We start from the raw sequence: 17,400 nt of genomic DNA on the forward strand, positions 1-17,400 counted from the left end.
AATATATTCTGTGCTCGCATCGCCAAGCCTATTTCGGCAAGAGAGAGGTTCTATTAGAAATAACTACCTTTTAAATTAAGACCTTCAGTTTGCGGAAGTCCAAAAATAAGATTCATATTTTCTACTGCCTGCCCTGAAGCTCCTTTTAAAAGATTGTCTATACAGCTCGTAATTAGCAATTGATTTCCCTGTTTGTGTAGATGAATCAGACATTTATTTGTGTTCACCACCTGTTTCATATGCACATCTGCATCAGAAATAAATGTGAAAGGTGTATCAGCATAATAATCTTGATACACTTTTTTAATCCCATCTAAATCACCATCAAATCTAGTATATGCAGTAGCAAAAATTCCTCTTGAAAAATTACCTCGGTTGGGCAAAAAGAAAATCTCATTATCAAAATTAGATTGTAACTGTGATACCGTCTGATTAATTTCACCCATATGTTGATGGGTAAAAGGCTTATAGTATGAGAAGTTATTATCTCTCCACGTGTAATGTGTAGTTGCAGAAAGTGAGGTCCCTGCGCCAGTTGCTCCCGTTACCGCGTTAACATGAATATCTGCTGTAATCTTTTTGGAATCAGCGAGCGGTAATAAGGCCAATTGAATTGCTGTTGCAAAGCAACCCGGATTTGCAATAGATCCTGCTTGTTTAATACTGTCTCTATTTAATTCTGTTAAGCCGTATATAAATTCGCGACCTTGAAATTCTGCATCTGGTTTTAGGCGAAAATCATTACTTAGGTCTATTATAATAGTACGCTCTTCAAACACATGCGCATCTAAAAATGCCTTTGAATTACCGTGACCCAAACACAGAAAAACCACATCAACCGAAAAATCAACTGCATCAGCAAATCGCAGTGCTGTGCTGCCTAATAAATCCTGATGCACATCGCTAAGGAGATTACCTGCGTTTGAGGTGCTGTAAACAAAACTCAGTTCAACTTGTGAGTGATTTAGCAAAATACGCAGCAGTTCGCCTGCCGTATATCCTGCTCCACCTACGATTCCTGCTTTGATCATGAGTTTCCGTTTACGTGATTGTAAATCTTGTTTTGGTTACCTGTAATTTTTATAAAACCTTTAGCGTCATCAGCAGTCCATCCTTTATTCATTTCGCCATAAGCTCCAAAAGATGCATTCATCAAATCGTGATCAGACTTAATACCTTCTAGCGTAAAACGATATGGATGTAAGGTTACATAAACTTCACCACTAACATTTTTTTGACTGTCTTCTAAAAACGCTTCTATATTACGCATCGCCGGGTCCAGGTATTGACCTTCATGCAAATGCATACCATAAAAGTTAGCCAGATAATCTTTGTGCTGCATTTGCCATTTTGTTAGCGTATGCTTTTCTAATAAGTGGTGTGCTTTTATAATAATTACCGGTGCTGCGGCTTCAAAACCTACTCGACCTTTAATCCCTATAATAGTATCTCCCACGTGAATATCACGACCTATACCAAAGGTTGCTGCCAGCTTTTGCAGTTTTTCTATATTCTCTACTGCTCCTGCAGACTTACCATTTACAGCGGTTAATTCTCCTTTGGTAAAGGTTAAGGTTACCTGCTCTGCTTCTGTTTTTTCTACCTGTGACGGGAATGCAGATTCCGGAAGTCCCTGATGTGAGGTTAGGGTTTCGCTTCCTCCTACACTGGTCCCCCAAAGACCACGGTTTACTGAATATTTAGCCTTTTCCCAGGCCATTTCAATACCATGACTTTTTAAGTAATCTATCTCTGCCTGTCTAGAAAGTTGCAGGTCTCGTATAGGCGTTATGATCTCAATTTCTGGAGCTAATGTTTGAAAAATCATATCAAAACGCACCTGATCATTACCGGCACCGGTACTCCCGTGAGCAACATATTGGGCATCTATAGATTTGGCATAATTGATAATTTCAACTGCCTGAATAATACGTTCAGCACTTACCGAAAGAGGATAGGTATTATTTTTTAAAACATTACCATAGATAAGATTTTTAACTACTTTATCGTAAAAACGATCTACAGCCTGAATATTCTTATAGGATTTAGCTCCTATTTTTAGAGCTTTAGATTCAATTTCATCTATTCCTTCCTGGCTAAAACCACCGGTATTTATACTTACCGCGTGAACTTCAAAGCCTTTTTCTTCAGAAAGGTATTTTGCGCAATAACTGGTGTCGAGACCACCACTGTAGGCGAGAACTAATTTTTTCATGCTATTCTGTTTTGTCTTAGATGCTACTGAAGCATTCTAAGCATTTAATCTTGTTTTTTTTTATCTTTCTTGAGAAACAAATGTTCTTTAATACTTTTTAAACGTGTAAAAGCCTTAGGATTCATTTCTTTCTTTACTTCGGTTTCTGCCGCCTTCTTTTTTTCCTCTTTTACAGGATCGTACAACATCCCTGTACATAAGCACATTTTTTGCTCAGTACGCTGCAGAATATCATAATTGCGACATGTTTGACACCCTTTCCAGAACGTAGGATCATCTGTAAGTTCAGAGAATGTAACTGGTCTGTATCCTAAATCTGAATTGATTTTCATCACAGCAAGACCTGTAGTAATACCAAAAACTTTAGCATCAGGATATTTAAATCGGGAATGCTTAAAAATGGCTTCTTTAATTTGTCTGGCAAGACCGCTGCCTCTGTAATCAGGGTGTACGATAAGACCGCTATTGGCAACAAATTTACCGTGACCCCAGGCTTCTATATAACAGAAACCTGCAAATTTCTCACCATCAAGTGCAATAACGGCATTTCCGTTTTCCATCTTAGTGATTACATACTCAGGTGTACGTTTTGCAATACCGGTACCGCGAACTTTTGCTGATTCTGCGATAGTATCGCATATGTATTGTGCATATCCCGCATGGGATTTATTTGCAATAATAATTTCCATATTCTTTTGAATTGGAAGTTAGAAAAAAAGTGAAATTGAAATTGAAGACGGAACCGGACTCACCTAAGTTCCCAAGAAAACTACACCCACTAGGGGCGGCGACGCTCATAACGGCGTACAGGAATGGTAACCAACGTAGTGTGGGTTTCAACCGGGTATAATGATAAAAGCACAGTTTTTACTGCTTGCTTTACTTCATTTATATGTTGATGTATTCCTTTCATTTGTTATGCTAAAGTACAAAGTAGATTTAAATGACAGACCATTTTACCTGGTAAATGTCAAATAAATCTACTTTTTTATGATTTCTTCAAGTTTCAGGTAAAAAATAAATTTTCACTGCTGTATTTTTAACTAAACTACCCTTTATTAGCTATTATAACAAGTAATCGGTACTTACAAAATTAGATTTCTTAGTATCTAATAACTCATTTAAGATTGCGTTATTGTAGTCATTATCTTTTGAAGCTACAAATGTACGTATTGAAAAGGAGCGCAATGCATCATGAACACTTAACGTACCTACCGCAGAATCTTTTCTACCCGTAAAAGGATATACATCTGGACCTCGCTGACATGAGCTATTTAAATTAACACGACACACTAAATTTACTAGAGTATCTATCAAGGGTGCCAAGGCTTTTACATCTTTACCAAACAAACTTACCTGCTGCCCATAATTTGATTCTGCCATATCATCAAGAGGTTCGTCTATATGCTTAAAGGTAAGCACAGGAACTACAGGACCAAATTGCTCCTCTTTATATACCTGCATTTCTTTAGTTACCGGAAACAAAACTGCAGGCCAAATGAAATTCTCAGAATGATCGCCACCTTTTTCATTTAAGATAGAAGCGCCTTTAGCTATAGCATCATCTATTAATTCTTGAATATATGCCGGTTTAGAAGGTTCTGGTAAGGGTGTTAATTTCACACCATCTTCCCAGGGTAAGCCAAACTTTAACGCATCTACAGCCTCTGCATACTTACGATTAAACGTCTCTGCAATATTTTCGTGAACATAAATAACTTTTAATGCCGTACAACGTTGCCCGTTAAAAGATAATGTACCCGCAATACACTCTGCTACTGCCAGATCTAAATCTGCATCTGGTAATACAATAGCCGGGTTTTTAGCTTCAAGACCTAAAACCAGTCTCAAACGGTTTTGCTTGGGATGTAACTTTTGCAAAGCATTTGCAGAAGAACTGTGGCCTATAAGTGCCAGCACATCTATTTTTCCGGTTTCCATTGCTGGAGAGGCAATCTCTCTACCTCTACCAAAAACTACATTTACAACACCGGCTGGAAAACTTTCCTGAAATGCTTCTAGTAACGGAGCTATTAATAAAACACCGTGTTTAGCAGGTTTAAAAACTGCTGTATTCCCCATAATTAAAGCGGGAATTAGCAAACAAAAAGTTTCGTTTAGCGGATAGTTATAAGGGCCCAGACACAATACAACTCCCAATGGACCACGACGTATATGAGCGTGAATACCATCGTGCTTATAGAATTTTGCACTATCGCGATCCATATCTTTATAATCTGCGATGGTATCATTTATATACTCAACAGTACGATCAAATTCTTTCTGGCTGTCTGGATAATTTTTACAAATCTCCCACATCAAAAGTTTAACAATAAGCTCGCGCTTAGTTTTCATTTTTTCTACGAAAGTTTCCATACACTTAATACGGTCTGCAACTTTCATTGTAGGCCACAACCCCTGTCCTCTATCATAGGCTTTATGAGCCGCATCAACTGCCAGTAGTGCTTCAGTTTTACCCAGATTAGGTGTAGATCCCAGTCGGGTGGGCTTTCGTTCTCCTCCAGTTTCGGTATGAATGCTTGAGAACACATCGGCAGTTTTACCTTCCCAATTTAAAAGCTTTCCGTCTATTAAATAGGTTTTCTGCTCTATGGGTGCTACTTTAAATTGTTCTGGTATTTCTGTAGTAAGTTGTTTCATGGCTCGTTTTATGTATTCTGAATTGGTTTTAGCTGAATGCAAAAAATCGCATAATCAAATAAGGAATTCAAATAAATCAGGTTTATCATTTAAATACTCTCCGAAGAACTTTCTGCTCTTCATACGAGCAATGAGTGGGTTTAAGCTCGCAGGATCTTTTATTTCGATACCTACCACTGCCGGCCCATCTTCCCGGCTGGTTTTTTTCTTATACTCAAAAAAGGTTATATCGTCGTCTGGCCCCAATATTTCATTTAAAAATTCACGCAAAGCACCTGCACGCTGCGGAAACCGAATTATGAAATAATGCTTTAATCCCCTGTAAAGCAAGGCGCGCTCTTTAATCTCGGCAGTTCTAGTAATATCGTTGTTGCTTCCGCTAACGATGCATACCACATTTTTACCTTTAATCTCGTCTGCAAATTGATCGAGAACTGCGAGTGTAAGTGCACCTGCCGGCTCAACAACAATTGCATCTTTATTGTATAAATCTAAAATAGTTTGGCAAACCTTACCTTCAGGAACGGTTACCATTTGATGTAAATATTCTTTACAAATCGCAAAATTGCGATCACCTACGCGCTGTACCGCTGCACCGTCAACAAACTTTTCGATTAAAGAAAGGGTCGTATTTTCCTGATTAAAAATAGAAGTTGTCATTGATGGTGCGCCTTCGGGCTCTACCCCAATCACTTTTGTATTTGGAGACAACAGGTGAAAAACAGTACTCAGACCTGAAGCTAAACCACCTCCACCTACCGGTACAAATACATAATCAATCTCTTCAGATGCTTGTTCTATTATTTCTAATCCTACGGTAGCCTGCCCTTCTATGATTTTCTCATCATCAAAAGGATGAACAAATATTTTACCCAGCGCATCACAATCAATTTTTGCTGCTTTGTAGGCATCATCAAAGGTGTCACCGGTTAATACAATAGTCGCATAATCCCCACCAAACATTTTTACCTGTTCTGTTTTCTGATTAGGCGTAGGCGCAGGCATAAAAATGGTGCCGTTAATATTAAGTTTGGCACACGCATAAGCAACACCCTGAGCGTGATTACCTGCACTGGCACAAACAATACCTTTATCCCGATCTTCTTGAGATAACGAACTTATTTTATTGAATGCTCCTCTAATTTTATACGAGCGCACCTGCTGCAAATCTTCTCTTTTTAAAAGAATATTTGCACCTAAACTACGTGAATAGCTTAAGCTAGGTAGCAAAGGAGTTAAGGCTGCAATGCCTTTTAAGGTATCTGCAGCCTTTTTTACATTTTCTAAATTTGGAAAATATGTGGTTTTTAAGTCGCTCAAAATTGGAACTATTTTGATTGACTAAACGTATTCACATACCCATTATGAGCGCAAATACGTTTAGTTTAAACAGTGAATTTGAAAAGTTATTAAGCTGTAACTGCTTCTTCTGAAGAAACCGTCTTAATATCTTTCATTGCAGTCATAGACTCTCTCAACCACGCACCTACTGCTTCTACTTCGTGAGAACGTATTGCGTCATTTACTGCTATTAATGCTTTATTATCTACACCATTATCTGTAGCGTAAGCTTTACCAATTACGTTTGTATCTATGTTCTTCATAAAATCTGTCAACATAGGTTTACACGCGTGATCAAATAAATAGCAACCGTATTCTGCAGTATCAGAAATCACACGATTCATTTCGAATAACTTTTTACGGGCAATCGTATTTGCGATTAGTGGCGTTTCGTGAAGCGACTCATAATAAGCAGATTCTTCAATAATACCTGCTTCTGTCATGGTTTCAAAAGCAAGCTCTACACCCGCTTTTACCATAGCAACCATCAACACCCCGTGATCAAAATATTCTTGCTCGCTAATTTCCTGACTACCTGCAGGTGTTTTTTCAAAAGCAGTTTCTCCCGTTTCTGCTCTCCATTTATGAAGATTTACATCATCATTAGCCCAGTCTTCCATCATTGTTTTAGAAAAATGACCAGAGATAATATCATCCATATGTTTGTGAAACAATGGACGCGTAATTTCTTTAATTTCTTCAGCTAATTCAAAGGCTTTAATCTTGGAAGGATTGTTAAGACGATCCATCATATTGGTAATACCTCCGTGCTTAAGCGCTTCGGTAATTGTTTCCCAACCGTACTGAATCAGTTTTGAAGCGTATCCTTTATCTATTCCTTTTTCAATCATTTTATCAAAACAAAGAATAGAACCTGTTTGAAGCATACCACATAAAATAGTTTGCTCACCCATCAAGTCACTTTTAACCTCAGCAACAAAAGAAGATTCTAACACACCTGCTCTGTTTCCACCAGTTGCAACCGCATATGCTTTTGCCTGATCTAAACCGTGACCCTGCGGATCATTTTCAGGATGCACTGCGATTAGAGTAGGTACTCCAAAACCACGTTTATATTCTTCACGCACTTCAGATCCCGGGCATTTAGGTGCGCACATAATTACGGTAAGGTCCTTACGTATTTGCATCCCTTCTTCTACGATATTAAAACCGTGACTGTATGCTAAAGTCGCACCCTCTTTCATCAAGGGCATAATTGCATTAACTACAGAAGTATGCTGCTTATCTGGTGTAAGGTTACAAACCAGATCTGCAGTAGGAATCAACTCTTCGTAAGTACCTACATTAAACCCATTTTCAACAGCATTTTTATACGAAGCTCTTTTTTCTTTAATAGCACTTTCACGAAGTGTGTAAGAAATATCTAAACCGCTGTCACGCATATTTAAACCCTGGTTTAAACCTTGTGCACCGCAACCCACGATTACTACTTTCTTATCGCGTAAGGCTTCTATTCCGTTAGAAAACTCATCAGACTCCATAAATCGACATTTTGCCAGCTGAGCTAACTGATCTCTTAAGGATAGTGTATTAAAGTAATTTGACATTTTACTATGTTTTATTGATTATGATTAGTTGTTTTATTCTGCAAATTCTGCAAGCATGGTAGAGATTTTCATCTCATCTTTTGTAACTGCAATGCGCCCTGAGCGTACAAATTGCATAATCCCAAAAGCACTAAGCTCTCTGTAAAGCAACTCGATCTCTGAGCGACGTCCCGCTTTCTCAAGCACAAAAAATTCTTTGTTTACGGTAACAATCTGCGCGTTGCTTTCCTTAATAATATTCTGAATCTGGCGTTCTTCAAACAACAGATCTGATTTAATTTTAAATAGACAGGTTTCTAAGAAAATGGTCTGCTCATCGGTATGATAAAAAGCTTTAATAACCTCTACTTGTTTTTCTAACTGCCCGATGATTTTTTTGATTTGCTCTTCAGTTACATTAATAACAATTACAAATCTTGATACTCCTTCAATCTCAGACATCGAAGTATTTAAGCTCTCGATGTTTATTTTTCTACGCTGAAATATTGCCGAAATACGATTTAATAAACCGATGTTATTTTCGGTATAAATAGATACGGTGAATGTTTTTATTTCGCTCATAATTATTCTAATCTAATGTCTGAAACTGATGCTCCTGATGGAATCATAGGGAACACATTATCTTCTTTTTCTACTTTTACCTCTAAAAAGTAAGGACCATCTGAAGCTAGCATTGTTTCTATTGCACCTGCTAATTCTTCGCGCTTTGTTACTTTCTGGGCATCTATAAAGTAACCTTTTGCAATGGCTACAAAATCTGGATTCACCATTTCTGTTGAAGCGTAACGACGGTCAAAAAACAGTTGCTGCCACTGGCGCACCATTCCTAAAAAGTCATTATTTAATACCACAATTTTCACGGGTACTTTAGTTTGAAAAATGGTACCTAATTCCTGAATTGTCATTTGGTAACCACCATCACCTATAATTGCCACGACAGGACGATCTGGAGCTCCCATCTGCGCACCTATAGCCGCCGGAAGCGCAAAACCCATTGTACCTAAACCACCTGAAGTAATGTTGCTTTTTGATTTATTAAATTTTGCATAGCGGCAGGCTATCATCTGATGCTGCCCCACGTCAGAAACAATTACTGCTTCTCCTTTAGTTACTGTATTTATACCTTCTAAGACCTCACCCATGGTAAGTCCTTCTTTTGTAGGATGTATATCGTCGTTTATGATTTTATCATATTCTATGGTGTACATATCCTTAAAGCGCTGATGCCACTCTGTGTGTGACTTTTCTTCAAGTAATGGAAGTAAAGCAGCAAGGCTTTCTTTACTATTTCCTAAAACCGCAACATCTGCTGTAACATTTTTATTTACTTCAGCAGGATCTATCTCGAAGTGAATTACCTGAGCTTGCTTGGCATAAGTATTTAAGTCACCGGTAACACGATCATCAAATCGCATTCCTATAGCAATTAATACATCACATTCATTAGTTAACATGTTAGGAGCATAATTCCCGTGCATCCCAACCATACCCACATTAAGCGGGTGGTCTGTAGGTATAGCAGAAGCTCCTAAAATGGTCCAGGCTGCTGGTATTCCCGACTTCTCGACCACATTTTTAAATTCTTCTTCAGCTTTACCAAGAATAACTCCCTGACCCCAAACAATTAATGGTTTTTTTGCTGCATTAATAATTTTTGCTGCTGCCGCTACTTCGTCAAGGTTTAATTGTGGAACCGGCTTGTAACTACGTATAGCCGTGCACTTTTTATATTTAAAATCAAACTCTTCAAACTGAGCATCTTTTGTAATATCTATTAATACAGGACCGGGACGACCACTGCGTGCAATGTAAAAAGCCTTAGCAATGACTTCCGGTATTTCAGAGGCTTTAGTCACCTGGCAATTCCATTTTGTAACCGGTGTAGAAATACCAATGATATCTGTCTCCTGAAACGCATCACTACCTAATAAGTGAGATGCCACCTGACCTGTAATACACACCATTGGCGTAGAATCTATCTGTGCATCTGCAATACCTGTAATTAGATTTGTAGCCCCGGGACCTGAAGTTGCTATTGCCACTCCTACTCGTCCACTTACACGGGCATATCCCTGTGCAGCGTGAGTTGCTCCCTGCTCGTGACGCGTAAGAATATGATTAATCTGATCTTGATATTTATACAATTCGTCATATACCGGCATAATTGCTCCTCCGGGATAGCCGTAAATAGTATCGACCCCTTCGGCAAGTAAACATCTTATGATGGCTTCTTTACCTGTGATTCGCTCTGTTGCCTGCGAGTCTGTGGCCTGTAATTTAATAGTTTGTGTTTCCATAAGCCTACTGCTACATTTCGTCTGTCACACACCCTTCAGATGCAGAAGACACTGTTTTTGCATATTTATAAAGTACCCCGCGCTCAAATTTAAGTTTTGGAGCAGTCCATTTTGATCGTCTTTTTTCCAACTCTTCGTCAGAAATTTCAATATTGATTGTATTCTTAACCGCGTCTATGGCAATAATATCACCATTTTCAACAAGTGCGATGTTACCGCCTACCTGAGCTTCGGGCGATACGTGACCCACTACAAAACCGTGAGATCCCCCTGAGAAACGTCCATCGGTAATCAATGCAACGTCTTTACCTAAACCTGCTCCCATAATTGAAGAGGTAGGTTTTAGCATTTCGGGCATACCGGGTCCACCTTTAGGACCTTCATAGCGAATGATTACCACATCACCTTTCTTTACTTTCCCGTTTTTAATTCCTTCATTTACGGCTGCTTCACTGTCAAACACATTAGCAGTACCTCTAAATTCAAGCCCTTCTTTTCCGGTTATTTTTGCCACTGCACCTTCAGTAGCGAGGTTTCCAAATAAAATACGTATATGACCACTGTCTTTAATGGGCTTATCTAAGGTGCGTACGATGTCCTGACCGTCTATTAGATTAGCTACGTCTTTAAGATTTTCTGCCAGAGTTTTTCCGGTAACTGTAAGGCAATCGCCGTGTAACATATTCTTTTCAAGCATATACTTGAGAACACCTGGAATTCCACCTACTTTATGCAAATCTTCCATAGAATATCTTCCGCTTGGCTTTAAGTCAGCTAGAAGTGGTGTGTTATCGCTAATTTTCTGAAAATCTTTTAGCGTAAATTCTACCTGTGCAGCTTTGGCTATTGCCAAAAAGTGCAACACAGCATTAGTAGAACCACCTAAAACTGTTACCAGTTTAAACGCATTTTCTAGCGATTTACGAGTTACAATATCTGAAGGCTTAATATCTTTTTCTAATAAATATTTAAGGGCCTCCCCAGCTTTTACACATTCCTGCGCTTTAATATTGCTGTCTGTAACAGCAGGATTAGATGAGTTAAAAGGTAATGACATGCCCAAAGCCTCTATCGCCGAAGCCATCGTATTAGCCGTGTACATACCACCACAAGCTCCCGCCCCGGGGCAGGCTTTGTGTACCACTTCTTTATATTCATTCTCGTCTATCGTACCAGCTACCTTCTGGCCATAAGCCTCAAAAGCCGAAATGATATCAAGTTTTTTACCATTATGACAACCCGAAGCAATCGTACCTCCATAAACCAAAATCGAAGGACGGTTTAAACGCAACTGTGCCATCAACGCACCCGGCATATTTTTATCACAACCTACAACAGTCACCAGACCGTCATAGCTCATTGCCTGCATCACGGTTTCAATTGAGTCTGCAATAATATCCCGAGATGGTAAAGAAAATCGCATACCGGGAGTACCATTTGAGATCCCATCGCTTACGCCTATTGTATTAAAAATTAAGCCCACCATATCTGCTTGCTCTGTACCTTTCTTAACGTGTGTCGCCAGATCATTAAGATGCATATTGCAGGGATTGCCTTCATATCCGGTACTTGCGATACCTATAAAGGGTTTTTTTAAATCTTCATCGGTGAGGCCGATAGCGTGTAACATTGCCTGTGCTGCCGGCAAAGTGGGATCCTGAGTAACCGTTTTACTGTATTTGTTTAATTCCATTTTTTTAAATCTGTACCGAAATTAATTAATCCTGTTTTCAACTATTCTTTAACAAAAAAGCTTTGAATATATCAGACCTACACAAAAACTTACTAAAATATTGAAAATCAATATTTTAACCTAATAATACTACTATGTTCAACTCCTAAAATCAATATGATTTTTATTGAATTAAACTATTTTTGAGTTTGTTATACATTAGAATCGTGATTTTTAATCCAAAAAAAAACCTTCCTGAATACGGAAGGTTTACTATATGATACACCGACCTGCATTAAGGTTTCTTAATGACGATAGAACGTACACGAATTATTTGCTTTCTCATTACAGACCAAAAGTATTGAATTTTAAAGCAAACAGGCAACCTACCAACTCTTAATGAACACTAAGGTCTCATTTTTAAATAAACCGAATTTTAGGAAGGGTTTAAGGGTTTTTAGTTATGAGAAGAACAGCGCTTTTGTATTTTTATTAAAAATTATTAAATGCATTTATAGATGAATTATAGAAAATTAGGCAAAACAGGCTTTAAAGTCTCTGAAATCGCACTTGGAACCTGGCAGGTAGGCGGAAAATGGGGTTCAGGTTTTGACGCTGCAAATGCAGATACCATTTTAAATACAGCTATAGATGAAGGTATCAATTTTATTGACACCGCAGATGTTTACGAAAATGGTTTAAGTGAAGCTGCCGTAGGACGTGTTGTAAAATCCCGATCTGAACAGGTATATGTTGCCACAAAATGTGGCAGACAAATAAACCCGCATGTTGACGCAGGCTATTCAGTAAAAGCTTTGAGAAGTTTTGTTGAAGCAAGTTTAAAAAATACAGGATTAGAACGCCTTGATCTTATACAATTGCACTGCCCTCCTACTGATACCTATTACAGACCAGAGATTTTTGGTCTTTTTGAAGATCTTAAACAAGAAGGTAAAATTGCAAATCTAGGTGTGAGTGTTGAAAAAGTTGAAGAAGGCCTTAAAGCAATGCAATACGATAATGTAACTACAGTTCAAATCATTTTTAATCTGTTTAGACAACGTCCTGCTGAGCTATTTTTTAGCGAGGCGGAAAAGAATAACATCGGCGTAATTGTACGGGTACCATTAGCTAGCGGTTTGTTAACCGGAAAGTTTGATACAAATACTTCTTTTGACAAAGAAGATCACCGAAACTTTAACCGCAATGGAGAAGCATTTGATAAAGGAGAGACCTTCTCTGGCGTTAATTTTGAAAACGGACTCAAAGCAGTAAAGGAGTTAAAGAGCATATTTCCTGATGCAGGAAACCTGGCACCTATTGCATTGCAATGGATTTTAAATCATTCCACGGTAAGTACTGTAATTCCTGGAGCTTCTAAAGCTGAGCATCTACAATCTAATCTTTCAATTTATAATCGTGAAAAGTTAAGTTCAGACCAAATCAAAAAAATGAATGCGATTTATAAAGAATACATCAAACCAAATGTACATCAGCGGTGGTAAATGGAAGTTGAAGGTTAGTGGATAAATGTTAATCGTGGAATCAAGAAAAACTAATATTTTTCTTCCTCCTCCTTACTTTACATTTATCAGAAACTAGTTTGTATTCTGATATTGTATTTCCGATTTTTTAATCTAAGATTTTTCCATATTTGGTTAAATCTGGTGTAAACCCTAATGAAGAATAAAGTTTTCTAGCCTTTTTATTATCATCAAAAACATTTAAAGTTAGTAAACTATAGCCACAGTCTTTTGTCCATTCTTCAGCTTTACTCATTAGCATTTTTCCTATGCCGCGACCTCGAGCATTTGGTGAAACGATAATGTCTGCAATATGACCGTGTGGCTCTCTGTGATAGTAATCGGTTCCTATTTCTAAAAATATAAATCCCAGTTGCTGCTTAGTTTCTTCATCTTCCGCAATAAAAATGGCGTTATCCTTATTTCCGTCCAGAATTTCAGCTTTAATAATGCGCTGATCAATATCGAGCATTACATTAGGATCACGCCAATGTGGTAACTCAGGATCTGTAAGGCTGGGAAGTAATTCCAAAATAAAGTTAGTATCTCTTTTTTCTACGCTTCTAATGTTTACTGAAGGCATATTTGAAAATAAATATTAATGATTACACATTTTTAAAAGCACACCCAATTATAAAAACTGTGAAAAATATTTTAACTCCCAGTCTTCTCTCTTATAGTTTATCATTAAAGACTAGGAGCTAATTTTAGGTATGTTCTAAATTATAACAAACTATTCTTGACAATTAAGAATCTAAAATTTATTGAAATACACCGTTTTTTTATTTACAAACTCCTGAATTCCATCTGAAGAAAGTTCGCGGCCATAACCCGAAATTTTTGTACCTCCAAAAGGCAATCTAGGATCGCTTTTAACAAGATCATTTACAAAAACGGCACCGTCATCATATTGCGGAACCAGTCGTTTTGCACGCGCTTTATCTTCTGTAAATAGTGAAATTCCAAGTCCAAAAATTGACTGATTTACCAAATCAACAGCTTCTTTTTCAGTCTTAAAAGTTGTGATACCTATTACCGGTCCAAATGTTTCTTCTTCAAATAACGTCATATCTGATGTTACATCACCCACAATTGTCGGCTCAAAATAGGCCTTATTGCGTTTCCCTCCCAGCAGTAACTTACCTCCTGCTTTAAGGGTTTTATTAAGTTGTTCTTCTAATTCTTCAGCAAGATCCTCACGCGCCATTACACCTATATAGGTATCTTCATTCATAGGATCACCGCTTTTTAAATCTTTAACTGCTGCAACAAACTTTTCAGTAAATTCCGCAACGATATCCTCGTGCACGATTAAACGTTTACCGGCGATACAACTCTGTCCTGTATTTTGAAAACGAGCTGTAACTGTTTTTTTAAGCGTTTCTTCAAGATTACAATCCTCAAAAAGAACCAGCGCGTTACTACCGCCTAATTCTAAAACCGATTTTTTAATCTCACTCCCTGCGGTAGAAGCAACAGCCTTTCCGGCGGGTGTGCTTCCTGTAAGTGTCACCGCTTTAACTTTAGGATTTTTAATTACATCTTCTATTTTTGAACTGCTTAACGGTAAATGCGTAAAGCAATTTTTAGGAAAACCTGCACGCTCAAAAACCTTCTGTATATTGTCTGCACTACGCATCACATTACTTGCGTGTTTCAAAATGCCAATATTACCCGCCATTAATGCTGGTGCCGCGAAGCGAAACACTTGCCAAAACGGATAATTCCACGGCATAACAGCAAGTACAACCCCTATAGGCTCATAACTTACGTAACTTTCTTCTGCGTCTGTCTCTATGGTTTTAGGTGCTAATTGATCTGCTGCATTATCTGCATAAAAATCACAAACCCATGCGCACTTTTCAATTTCGGCAATTGCCTGAGTGATGGGTTTTCCCATCTCTAAGGTCATCGTTTCTGCATATTCCTGCTTATTCTTCCTGAGCTCTACAGCCGCAGCTTTCATCAATTTACTGCGTTCTGCATATGATGTTTTTCGCCAGGATAAGAATCTATCGTGTGCTTGATCTATAGCACTTTTAGTTTCTTCGATTGTTAATTCTTTAGTTTCGAATACAACCTTTTGATTGTATGGATTTATGGATTGAATCATCAGAATATGTTTAGTTCTTTCGAATTATTTTTCAAAGTTAGAAAGCGTTATTCAAAGCCGTTGGCCGATTAAGAGCACTTTAACGTAAGGAAGTTGGGAATGCAAATTTGAAAACCTGCAAAAAGTAAATTAGCCTTAAAAACCACTTTTTAAAAAAAATCAAACCGAAGTGTTTATAAGTCGTTTACAACTCTTTTGGCCTTATTCTTGAAGCCTATATATTATAATTAATTTTAGAAAACTTCTTACTATGAAAACCCGAGATACCCAACTCATCGACATAAGACCAGAAATACCTTCAGCCAGAGTTAATGATCAAATGAGTGCCGAAGAACATTTTCAAAATGCGACACTTAGACCGGTCGCCAAACTTCAGAATGATTTACTAGTTGAAGCGTTTAGAAATTACATCGCTAAGCATAAGAATGTGTACTACAATCTAACAGTAGAAAAACGCTTGGCTTATATTGAAAATGCAATACAGAAGGATATTAAATTTAGAAATAGTCTAAAAGGTATGCTTATAGGTCAATTTACACTTGAGGAGTACCGAACTTATATTAAAAACTCTTCGGCATTAAATAAGCGTATGATGAATTTGGTGCGTGAACGCATACAGAGCAATATTCAATTGCTTGAAAAAGAAATGGCAGTTTAGTTTTTTATTGGTATTCTTAAAATAAAAATATATAGATAGCTCTTCAATCTTTATTAATAAAAAATCCCTCTAGAACAATATCCAGAGGGATTTTTAATATTATAAACTACTTATAGCTGCTGCAGCTACGTTTTAAACGTTAAATAAGAAGTGCATCACATCGCCATCTTTAACGATATAATTTTTTCCTTCAACACCCATTTTACCGGCTTCTTTCACTTTAGCTTCGCTACCAAATTTTACAAAATCTTCGTAGCCTATAACCTCTGCACGTATAAATCCTTTTTCAAAATCGGTATGAATTACACCCGCTGCCTGTGGTGCGGTAGAACCTATGTTAATTGTCCAGGCGCGTACTTCTTTTACACCTGCTGTAAAGTAAGTTTGTTGCTTTAACAATTTATAAGCAGCACGTATTAGTTTTGCAGATCCCGGCTCATCCAGGCCTATATCCTGTAAAAACATTTGGCGCTCTTCATAATCATCAAGTTCTGTAATATCTGCTTCGGTACCAACAGCCAATACTAGAACTTCTGCCTTTTCATCTTTTACTGCTTCGCGTACTTGCTCTACATATGCATTGCCATTTACGGCAGAGCCTTCATCTACATTACATACATACATTACCGGTTTATCTGTAATAAATTGTAATGGCTTTACATATTCCGCGTAATCTTCATCAGAAAATTCGATAGCACGTATAGAAATACCCTGCTCTAACGAACTTTTTATTTTAAGTAAAACAGTTTCTTCTTTTTGAGCATCTTTATTACCCGTACGAGAAGCTTTTTTTACTTTCTCAAGCTTCTTATCTACCGTCTCAAGATCTTTAAGCTGTAACTCAATATCTATAGTTTCTTTATCTCTAACCGGATTCACGCTGTTGTCAACGTGCACAATATTATCATTATCAAAACATCTCAATACATGCAAAATCGCATCGGTCTCTCTAATGTTTCCTAAAAACTGGTTTCCTAAACCTTCTCCTTTACTTGCACCTTTAACTAATCCTGCAATATCTACAATATCTACAGTAGCAGGCACTACACGTTCTGGATTAACCAATTCTTCAAGCTTTAAAAGTCTTGGATCTGGTACATTAACCACACCTACATTAGGCTCTATGGTACAAAAAGGAAAGTTTGCACTTTGCGCCTTAGCATTTGACAAACAATTAAAAAGAGTTGATTTACCCACATTTGGCAATCCTACGATACCTGCTTTCATTACTATAATTTTTGGAGGCGCAAATATAGGAAGCTTCTATAGATTTTAAGACTATAGACACAAACAATAATTAGCAGATGTTTGAGACAACAATCTTGTCGTTACTTTTATAGGTAAACACAGAG

General features: G+C 37.6%; 15 protein-coding genes. 2 read left to right on the top strand and 13 right to left on the bottom strand.

Annotated features, from left to right (window positions below; genetic code table 11):
* Nucleotides 1-53: 53 nt before the first annotated feature.
* The 10 genes from argC to ilvD form a co-directional block, all read right to left on the bottom strand.
* Nucleotides 54-1,031: an N-acetyl-gamma-glutamyl-phosphate reductase gene (argC, locus tag P164_RS07175; RefSeq protein WP_028375758.1), complete on the bottom strand. Its 978-nt coding sequence runs from the start codon at nt 1,029-1,031 to the stop codon at nt 54-56.
* On the bottom strand, nt 1,028-2,215 hold the full coding sequence (gene argG / locus P164_RS07180) for an argininosuccinate synthase (RefSeq protein ID WP_028375759.1): 1,188 nt from the start codon (nt 2,213-2,215) through the stop codon (nt 1,028-1,030). The genes argC and argG overlap by 4 nt, the downstream gene beginning before the upstream one ends.
* Before the next feature lie 44 nt (nt 2,216-2,259).
* Entirely contained in the window at nt 2,260-2,904 is a 645-nt protein-coding gene (locus P164_RS07185) for a GNAT family N-acetyltransferase (RefSeq protein WP_028375760.1), read from the bottom strand.
* An 89-nt stretch (nt 2,905-2,993) separates the two neighbouring features.
* Nucleotides 2,994-3,128, bottom strand: coding sequence for a hypothetical protein (locus P164_RS19100; protein ID WP_262490358.1), 135 nt, complete (start codon nt 3,126-3,128; stop codon nt 2,994-2,996).
* Nucleotides 3,129-3,280: 152 nt separating this feature from the next.
* Nucleotides 3,281-4,876 (bottom strand): NADP-dependent glyceraldehyde-3-phosphate dehydrogenase, encoded by a 1,596-nt coding sequence (locus tag P164_RS07190; RefSeq protein ID WP_028375761.1) that lies wholly within the window; start codon nt 4,874-4,876, stop codon nt 3,281-3,283.
* 54 nt (nt 4,877-4,930) lie between these two features.
* Complete coding sequence (gene ilvA, locus P164_RS07195; protein WP_028375762.1) at nt 4,931-6,196, bottom strand: threonine ammonia-lyase IlvA; 1,266 nt, start codon at nt 6,194-6,196, stop codon at nt 4,931-4,933.
* Between the two features lie 89 nt (nt 6,197-6,285).
* Nucleotides 6,286-7,785: a ketol-acid reductoisomerase gene (gene ilvC / locus P164_RS07200; protein WP_028375763.1), complete on the bottom strand. Its 1,500-nt coding sequence runs from the start codon at nt 7,783-7,785 to the stop codon at nt 6,286-6,288.
* A gap of 33 nt (nt 7,786-7,818) precedes the next feature.
* Nucleotides 7,819-8,346, bottom strand: a complete 528-nt coding sequence (ilvN, locus tag P164_RS07205; RefSeq protein WP_028375764.1) for an acetolactate synthase small subunit — start codon at nt 8,344-8,346, stop codon at nt 7,819-7,821.
* Between the two features lie 2 nt (nt 8,347-8,348).
* Nucleotides 8,349-10,082, bottom strand: coding sequence for a biosynthetic-type acetolactate synthase large subunit (ilvB, locus tag P164_RS07210; RefSeq protein ID WP_028375765.1), 1,734 nt, complete (start codon nt 10,080-10,082; stop codon nt 8,349-8,351).
* 10 nt (nt 10,083-10,092) lie between these two features.
* On the bottom strand, nt 10,093-11,775 hold the full coding sequence (gene ilvD / locus P164_RS07215) for a dihydroxy-acid dehydratase (RefSeq protein WP_028375766.1): 1,683 nt from the start codon (nt 11,773-11,775) through the stop codon (nt 10,093-10,095).
* A gap of 497 nt (nt 11,776-12,272) precedes the next feature.
* Between ilvD and P164_RS07220 the strand changes: the two genes are divergently transcribed.
* Nucleotides 12,273-13,259, top strand: a complete 987-nt coding sequence (locus P164_RS07220) for an aldo/keto reductase (protein WP_028375767.1) — start codon at nt 12,273-12,275, stop codon at nt 13,257-13,259.
* 127 nt (nt 13,260-13,386) lie between these two features.
* On the opposite strand, the gene P164_RS07225 is transcribed toward P164_RS07220, so the two are convergent.
* Together P164_RS07225 and P164_RS07230 are read right to left on the bottom strand one after the other, a co-directional pair.
* The gene (locus P164_RS07225) at nt 13,387-13,860 is read right to left on the bottom strand and encodes a GNAT family N-acetyltransferase (RefSeq protein ID WP_028375768.1); all 474 of its coding nucleotides are present in this window, start codon (nt 13,858-13,860) and stop codon (nt 13,387-13,389) included.
* A gap of 171 nt (nt 13,861-14,031) precedes the next feature.
* Nucleotides 14,032-15,390 (bottom strand): NAD-dependent succinate-semialdehyde dehydrogenase, encoded by a 1,359-nt coding sequence (locus P164_RS07230; protein ID WP_028375769.1) that lies wholly within the window; start codon nt 15,388-15,390, stop codon nt 14,032-14,034.
* Nucleotides 15,391-15,640: 250 nt separating this feature from the next.
* Here P164_RS07230 and P164_RS07235 point away from each other — a divergent pair, with 250 nt between their 5' ends.
* The gene (locus tag P164_RS07235; protein ID WP_028375770.1) at nt 15,641-16,048 is read left to right on the top strand and encodes a hypothetical protein; all 408 of its coding nucleotides are present in this window, start codon (nt 15,641-15,643) and stop codon (nt 16,046-16,048) included.
* Between the two features lie 132 nt (nt 16,049-16,180).
* On the opposite strand, the gene ychF is transcribed toward P164_RS07235, so the two are convergent.
* A complete protein-coding gene (gene ychF, locus P164_RS07240; protein WP_028375771.1) occupies nt 16,181-17,275 on the bottom strand; it encodes a redox-regulated ATPase YchF in 1,095 nt (364 codons plus the stop codon).
* Nucleotides 17,276-17,400: the final 125 nt, after the last annotated feature.

Source organism: Leeuwenhoekiella sp. MAR_2009_132 (assembly GCF_000687915.1).
Taxonomy (GTDB): Bacteria; Bacteroidota; Bacteroidia; order Flavobacteriales; family Flavobacteriaceae; genus Leeuwenhoekiella.